Source organism: Butyricicoccus sp. AM78-15b2TA, from assembly GCF_027665985.1.
Lineage (GTDB): Bacteria > Bacillota > Clostridia > Oscillospirales > Butyricicoccaceae > Agathobaculum > Agathobaculum butyriciproducens.
In genome coordinates, this window is the sequence record NZ_JAQEHY010000022.1 from 24,984 (window position 1) to 32,018 (window position 7,035).

Here is a 7,035-nt window from a genome sequence, read left to right on the forward strand (position 1 = left end):
ACAAAAATATTGTATATGTTCGTTAAAATGCGAATTACGGAAATGGAACGGAAAAAGCAATATGAATGGAGTGAAATACCATGGCAGAAGTGGAGGATAAGCGCATCCGACGAACGAAAAAGCTGCTGCGGCAGGCACTGACGCGGCTGATGCAGCAGAAGGACTTCCAGAGCATCACCGTGACCGACGTAGTGCGCGAAGCGGATATCAACCGCGGCACATTTTATGCGCATTATCGGGACGTGTATGACCTGCGCGATAAGATCGAGACAGGGATGATCGAGGATTTCCGCGGGATGATCGCAGCCATCCGCCCGAGCGAGACGGTAACGCTCAAGCTGGTGCTCAGCCGTCTGATGGATTATCTGGAGGAGAATCGTGAGATCGTCACCGCACTCATCAAGGTCAATGCACCGGATGGTTTCGGCAAAAAGATGATCGGCGTTATCGAGGAATGCCGCATGGAGCTGCTGCCGTACCGCAGTGTCGAGGATGCGTATGCTGCACGCTTCCTTGCGACCGGCGTCATCGGCATGACCGAAAAGTGGATCACTGAGTCGCAGCCCATCCCGAAGACCGAGATGGTCTGCCTGATCACTAAGCTGCTGACACCGCTGACACCGCTGGTGCCACAGTCAGATGCAGCGCAGAACTGAGTAAATCAGTAGGAATTTAACGGCACGAAAGGGAGTACCCGCAGGCGGGTACTCCCTCAGTCTGTCGATAAAGTCAATCTATCGTTTTTACTTTTCGTGCGGCCGCACGCATAAAATAGAATTTGCACAGCAAATTCATAATTCCCGGGGGCGTGTACCTCGGGAATTATACAAGGGACGAAAAATTGTGCCCGCAGGGCGCGGCTTTTCGTCAAGATTCGATTGAAAGTGTGGTTTCAATCGAGAGGCTGCTCGAAAAACGGAGTTTTTCGACAGCCTCAGGGAGTACCCGCAGGCGGGTACTCCCTTTCACTGTATTATCGTTTACGCAGGACAAATTCAGCCAGCCGTTCGGTGGCATCCGGATGGGCGATCTCGCTCATGGTTCTCCGCACGGTCTCCAGCCGCACCGGATTGCAGAACAGCTCGTACACCGCCTCGTCGATCGGAAAGTGCTTGGTAATGAGCGCCGCCATGCCGTTGTTGACCAGAAAATCAACATTTCGCTCCTCGTGCCCCGGAATCGGATCGAACAGCAGCATCGGCAGGTTTTTCGCCAAAGCCTCGGACACGGTAAGACCGCCCGGCTTGGATACAATGCAGTCGGACGCGCTCATCATCACCTCTACGTTGTGTACAAAGCCGTAGGGATAGATCCTGCAGCTGCCCTGATAGTGTGAGGCAAACTGCTCTACATGGTAGAGCATCTTTTTGTTGTTGCCGCATACCACAAGAAACTGGAACGGCGTACCGATCTGCGACAGGCTTTCGATGTTCTTCACATGGTCGGCGTGGCCCATGCTGCCGCCCATCAGCAGGATGGTTTTCTTATTCGGGTCAATGCCGAGCTGTGCCGCCGCGTCCTCGCGGGACAGCTTTTCGTTGAATTTCGGGTGTACCGGAATGCCGAACGGCAGGATGCGGTCCTCCGGAATGCCGCGCTGCACACAGCGGTAGGTGAGCAGTTCACTCGCAGTGACGATGTACTGCACGCGCGGCACATCCTCCCAGTACGGGTGGAGCGTGTAGTCGGTAACAATGCCGATGGTCTCAATATCGGCGAGTTTTTTGCGTTTTTTCAGTTCATCGACCATCTGCGCCGCAAAAACGTGCGTACAGATGATAACATCGGGCACATGGTTTGCGATGACCTTGGCAAACTTGGACGCACCGAGTGCGTTGATGATATTGATAATGCTCGGCGCAGAGTTAAAATAGCTTGCGCCGTTGTTCTCGGCCAGTTGGTAGACCAGACGGTACAGCGTCTGCATGTGCTTGGAGGAGAACAGATAGCCCTTGTCGATGGTGGTTTTGATCAGGTTGCTGATATAGGCGTAAACATCCAGTGTGTGAACTTCCGCGCCCTTGGATTCCAGCATGTCGCCGATGGCCTTTGCGGTGGCATGGTGGCCGAATCCGGCGGTGACGGATAAAATCAGTACTCTCATACAATGCCTCTCCTTATATTGCGGCGTTTGTGCTGACCGGACCGGACAGCACGCCTAAAGATATTTTATCGTAAACATGTGAAAAAATCAAACTACACTTTAGTTAAATGTATGCGGATAAGCGATATGCAGCGGTATTTCCGGTATCATATATTCCTTTTTTTCAGGTTCGGCAGGAGTTTTTCTCGGTTAGCTATTTTATTCCGGGCGATTTTGTACTATAATAAATCTGATAAACAAAAATACAGGAGGCTTAGGGAAATGGCTCTGTCTATTAAGCCCTACATTGAAAATAAGGAACGCATCCACCTGATCGGCATCGGCGGCGTATCCATGAATTCGCTTGGCGAGCTGCTGCTCAGCCGCGGTGTGCCGATTTCCGGCTCCGACCGTCTGCGTACGGATGTTACCGCACGGCTGGAGGCTCTGGGTGCAAAGATTACCTACGAGCACAAGCCGGAGAACGTCGAGGGTGCGTCGCTCATCGTGCGCACAGCTGCTGTGCATGACGAAAATCCGGAGATTGTCCGCGCCCATGAGCTGGGCATTCCGGTTATGGAGCGTGCCGAGGCATGGGGACATCTCATGCGCGATTATGACAACGTGGTCTGTCTGGCCGGCACGCACGGCAAGACAACTTCCACCTCGATGATGACGCTCATGACTATGGAAGCGCAGATGGACCCGACCGTTATGGTCGGCAGCAACCTGCCTGCCATCGGCGGTACGCTCCGTATCGGCGGCAAAGGCTGTTTTGTGGCTGAAAGCTGCGAATACTGCAATTCGTTCCTGCGCTTTGCACCGACCGTTGCGGTTATCCTCAATGTGGAGGAGGATCATCTCGACTTCTTCAAGGATATCAACGACATCATCCACTCGTTCCATGAGTTTGCCGAGCTGACCCCGATGAACGGCCTTGTTGTCGTCAACGGCGATGACCCGCATGCAATGCGCAGTGTGGCAGGCATCAACCGCAAGGTTCGTACCTTCGGCACGAGCGCAACCTCGGACGTTTACCCGACCGACGTGCGCGATGAGAACGGCTACTACCGCTTTACCGTTATGGTAGAGGGAAAGAAGTACGCTAAGGTGGCGCTGTCCGTTCCGGGCCGCCATAACATGCTGAACGCACTGGCGTGCTGCGCCGCTGCCGAGTTCCTCGGTGTGCCGGGTGACGCTGCTGAGCGCGGTCTGAACAAGTTCACCGGTTCGTCCCGCCGTTTCCAGCTGGTCGGCAAAATGCCGAACGGCGCAACCGTCGTAGACGATTACGCGCATCATCCGAGCGAGATGAAGGCCACGCTGAACACCGCGAAGGAAATGCACTTCGACCGTATCCTGTGTGCATTCCAGCCGCACACCTATACCCGCACCAAGGCGCTGTTCCACGAGTTTGTGGACGCGCTCAAGCTGTGCGATCAGGCGGTTCTTGCTCCGATCTATGCCGCCCGCGAGAAGAATACCATCGGCATTTATTCCTCGGATATCGCCAGGGAGGTGCCGGGCGCGGTATCGTTTGACAGCTTTGACGAGATTGCAGATTATCTCCGTAAGGAGGCAGGCCCGAATGATCTGGTGCTCACCATGGGCGCCGGCAATATCAATGAAGTCGGACCGATGCTGATCAAGAATAGGTAAAGAGATAACGAGAAAACCCGCTTTCGAGCGGGTTTTCTTTTGTCAAAATAGATACGGTGTGCCGAGTTGTACCCCGGGGCACCTTCTCTTGCCCTTCGGGCAATTCACCTTGTGCCCCTGCCGGGCAGGCAAGACCCGTTCGCTTTGAAGCGAAAACCAATCAAATTTACAGAATGAAAAAAATTTTGAATCCTACTTGACAAAAACGCATAAATGGTTCATACTACAGATATAGAGAATTGTACAATTTGTATAATTCCGGTTGGTAAGGAGGGTGCGTTATGAATAACAACTTGATTATTACTATTGGTCGTGAATATGGTACCGGTGGTCGTGAGATCGGTCAGAAGCTGGCGCTCCGTCTGGGCGTTCCGTTCTATGACCGGGAACTTATTACCCGTGCGGCTAAAAAGACCGGATTTGACGAAAAACTGTTTGAGCAGCTCGACAAGCGTGCTACCAACAGCTTCCTGTACTCGCTGACGATGTTCGGTTCGGTTGGTCTGAACGGCATGAGCCTGACCGATCAGCTGTATCTGGCTCAGTCCAATATCATCCGCGAGATGGCAGAGGATTCCTCGTGTGTTATCGTTGGCCGCTGTGCAGACCATGTACTGCGTGACTTCCCGAATAAGTTCGATTTCTTCATCCATGGCTCGATTGAGGACCGTGTAAAGCGCGTTCAGACCTGCGGTGATTACGTCATCGAGGGCAAGACGCCCGAGGCTGCTCTCGAGAAGATGGATAAGCAGCGTTCTACCTATTACAATTACTATACCGGCAAGGTATGGGGCAAGTGCGACCATTACGACCTCTGCATTAACGCAGGCCGTCTGGGCGTTGAATATTCCACCGATATTATTCTGGAGTACATCAATCGCCTGAAGAAGTAACTGCTGTATAGGGAAAAGAGAAAAGAGAGAGTGCGGAAAGGTCGTCCCTTGCGGACGGCCTTTCGCATTTTTACAGATAAAAGGATAGGAGAAAAACGATGAAAATACGAAGAATTATTGCTGTATTCGCAGCGGTTTTTGTACCGTTTCTGCTATTTCGTGTGGGATCAGGATTGACCGAGCAGCAGAATGTCACACTGCGCGATTATACGGTTTCCGAGGACGGGAAAACACTGACACTCCATGCAGCTGTCTTTCCGCCGATTGAGGATATCCGGGATTATAAGGACGAGCCGAAGAACGGCGAACATTATCTCACGTTTTACAACGCATTCGGCAGTGCAAACACGATGAGTGCGGGATACACCGTTGTCCTGCCGATTGAGAATACGGATAAGGCGGTTTATTTTAATGATGCCGACGGCTTCCATCTGGTTCTGCAGAAGAATGAGCTGACCGGTGAGTGGGTACGACCGTAAATTTCCGCAGAACAGGGAACCAAACCGCCCCGATTTCGTCTAACCGAACAAAGGAGGAATCGCTATGAAGAGATTGCTTGCAGGAACACTCACAGCGGCGTTTGCACTCGGATTGACCGCCTGCGGACAGCAGGAGGAGTGCAGTGCCAAACCCGTCATCTACCTCTACCCTGAGCAGAAAACGACAGTTTCCGTGTCGCTGGACTATGCGGGCACACTCACCGCGACCTATCCGGCGTATGAGGACGGCTGGCGCGTCACCGCCGAGCCGGACGGCACGCTGTACGATGAGAACGGAAACGAATACTCCTACCTGTTCTGGGAGGGCGAGAACAACACCGACTACGACTTCTCCAAGGGCTTCTGCGTCGCCGGAGTGGACACGGCGGATTTTCTCCGCGAAAAACTGGCCGAGATCGGCCTGACACCGCGCGAGTACAACGAGTTCATCGTGTACTGGCTGCCGAAAATGGAGGATAACCCGTACAACCTTATTTCGTTCCAGTCTGAGCGCTACACGGACACCGCCAAGCTGGATATCGACCCGACACCGGACAGCGTGCTCCGCGTATTCATGGCGTGGAAACCGCTGCACAGGCCGCAGAACATCGAGCCGCAGACATTCACTCCGTTTGCGAGAGACGGCTTCACCGTGGTAGAATGGGGCGGCTGCGAGGTGAAGTAAGCAAAGAAAAACACCCGTCATTGACGGGTGTTTTTGCAGTTTACGAAACTCTGCTGGTGCGCATCGTGCCGCTGACCGGACGCCAGATCAGCAGAGACAGCGCATAGTCGATCATCGAATGAATGAACGAGCCGAGCAGCACCAGACCGAGCAGAATGCGAACGGTTTCCGCGCCGGACAGACCCTGACCGAAGTAAACCGGTACGCAGACCAGGGTTTCCAGTGCCGCGTGGATGATGCTGAGTACCGCACCAAGACCAAACAGCTTTGCGTTGCGGTTTTCAACCTGCTGACGGAAGTCGATCAGCTCCGGGTGCTTCTGCAGATAGTATGCACCGAGCGCAACCCAGACAACGTGGGTCAGCGCACGCAGGACGACCGGCATGGTGAAGCCGCCGACCAGAAAGCCAAGCGTCGTGCCGACTGAAACGGCCACGCCGACAGCCGGAGAAATGAACATCGCCAGAAAAATAGCAACGTGGCTTGCCAGCGTGAAGCTCATCGGGTCGAGTCGAATCTTTACAGGAGAAAAAATCGGGATGATGATGCCGATCGCACACAGTACGCCGGCCAGCGCCAAATGATACAAACTTTTACTCTTAACCATGGGAACAGGTCCTTTCCAATATTTGAGTTGTGAACAGATAGAAGTATACAACATAAAACAACACATGTCAAGACACCTTGTTCACAAAAAGTTTGGTTGCCTGTAAAAACAGGTTATGCTATAGTAATGGCAGACAAGCAGTAAGGTCAGAAAGGAAGACAGGCATGATCTCGATCGACCGATTTGAAGAAATATTATCCGATCTCGCGGAGGAGATTCCGCAGTCGTTTTACGAGGAACTGAACGGTGGTATCGTCGTGGAACCCGGGTATCTTCTGCACCCGGAGGACCGCAACGGCACCCTGTATGTGATGGGGCAGTACCGCATTGATCCGGCGATGGGCAAATATATTGTAATGTACTACGGCTCGTTCAAGCGGGCGTACCGCCATATGGATGAGGATGAGCTGACCGAAGAAATGCGAAAAGTTTTGCGGCATGAATTCCGTCATCACGTCGAGGGACGCGCCGGTGTGCGTGATCTGGAGGTATGGGACGCGGAGCAGATCGCTATGTATAAGGAACAGCAGGCAGATAACGAGTAAAAGAAAACCACCCGAACGAAACCTGTCGTTCGGGTGGTTGCGGCTGTCGCGAAACTACAGTTTTCTTAACACTTTCCGAAATAT

At 53.0% G+C, this 7,035-nt stretch carries 8 protein-coding genes; 6 read left to right on the forward strand and 2 right to left on the reverse strand.

The genetic code is table 11. From position 1 onward, the window contains the following. The first annotated feature begins 80 nt into the window (after positions 1-80). Positions 81-656, forward strand: coding sequence for a TetR/AcrR family transcriptional regulator (locus PGS25_RS14240; protein WP_118284996.1), 576 nt, complete (start codon positions 81-83; stop codon positions 654-656). Positions 657-973: 317 nt separating this feature from the next. Here PGS25_RS14240 and PGS25_RS14245 read toward each other — a convergent pair whose 3' ends face one another. Continuing rightward, the gene (locus tag PGS25_RS14245) at positions 974-2,104 is read right to left on the reverse strand and encodes an MGDG synthase family glycosyltransferase (protein ID WP_118729129.1); all 1,131 of its coding nucleotides are present in this window, start codon (positions 2,102-2,104) and stop codon (positions 974-976) included. A 261-nt stretch (positions 2,105-2,365) separates the two neighbouring features. Between PGS25_RS14245 and murC the strand changes: the two genes are divergently transcribed. From murC to PGS25_RS14265, 4 genes are all read left to right on the forward strand, one after another. Next, positions 2,366-3,742: a UDP-N-acetylmuramate--L-alanine ligase gene (murC, locus tag PGS25_RS14250; protein WP_270419194.1), complete on the forward strand. Its 1,377-nt coding sequence runs from the start codon at positions 2,366-2,368 to the stop codon at positions 3,740-3,742. A gap of 281 nt (positions 3,743-4,023) precedes the next feature. Continuing rightward, positions 4,024-4,635, forward strand: a complete 612-nt coding sequence (locus tag PGS25_RS14255) for a cytidylate kinase-like family protein (RefSeq protein ID WP_110436100.1) — start codon at positions 4,024-4,026, stop codon at positions 4,633-4,635. 98 nt (positions 4,636-4,733) lie between these two features. Continuing rightward, positions 4,734-5,114: a hypothetical protein gene (locus PGS25_RS14260; RefSeq protein ID WP_270419196.1), complete on the forward strand. Its 381-nt coding sequence runs from the start codon at positions 4,734-4,736 to the stop codon at positions 5,112-5,114. A 64-nt stretch (positions 5,115-5,178) separates the two neighbouring features. After that, positions 5,179-5,799 carry a hypothetical protein gene (locus tag PGS25_RS14265; protein ID WP_270419197.1) on the forward strand — a complete coding sequence of 207 codons (621 nt, stop codon included), beginning with the start codon at positions 5,179-5,181 and terminating at the stop codon, positions 5,797-5,799. A gap of 40 nt (positions 5,800-5,839) precedes the next feature. Here the strand turns inward: PGS25_RS14265 and PGS25_RS14270 are convergent, their stop codons facing one another. Further along, a complete protein-coding gene (locus PGS25_RS14270) occupies positions 5,840-6,406 on the reverse strand; it encodes a hypothetical protein (RefSeq protein WP_117489964.1) in 567 nt (188 codons plus the stop codon). 164 nt (positions 6,407-6,570) lie between these two features. On the opposite strand from PGS25_RS14270, the gene PGS25_RS14275 reads away from it, so the two are divergent. Continuing rightward, a complete protein-coding gene (locus PGS25_RS14275; RefSeq protein WP_118360669.1) occupies positions 6,571-6,951 on the forward strand; it encodes a metallopeptidase family protein in 381 nt (126 codons plus the stop codon). The last annotated feature ends 84 nt before the right edge of the window (positions 6,952-7,035 follow it).

Bases quoted from the DNA above. Each gene is read 5' to 3' on its own strand.
- murC (WP_270419194.1), top strand. From the start codon at position 2,366: ATGGCTCTGTCTATTAAGCCCTACATTGAAAATAAGGAACGCATCCAC.
- PGS25_RS14240 (WP_118284996.1), top strand. From the start codon at position 81: ATGGCAGAAGTGGAGGATAAGCGCATCCGACGAACGAAAAAGCTGCTG.
- PGS25_RS14275 (WP_118360669.1), top strand. From the start codon at position 6,571: ATGATCTCGATCGACCGATTTGAAGAAATATTATCCGATCTCGCGGAG.
- PGS25_RS14270 (WP_117489964.1), bottom strand. From the start codon at position 6,406: ATGGTTAAGAGTAAAAGTTTGTATCATTTGGCGCTGGCCGGCGTACTG.
- PGS25_RS14265 (WP_270419197.1), top strand. From the start codon at position 5,179: ATGAAGAGATTGCTTGCAGGAACACTCACAGCGGCGTTTGCACTCGGA.
- PGS25_RS14245 (WP_118729129.1), bottom strand. From the start codon at position 2,104: ATGAGAGTACTGATTTTATCCGTCACCGCCGGATTCGGCCACCATGCC.
- PGS25_RS14260 (WP_270419196.1), top strand. From the start codon at position 4,734: ATGAAAATACGAAGAATTATTGCTGTATTCGCAGCGGTTTTTGTACCG.
- PGS25_RS14255 (WP_110436100.1), top strand. From the start codon at position 4,024: ATGAATAACAACTTGATTATTACTATTGGTCGTGAATATGGTACCGGT.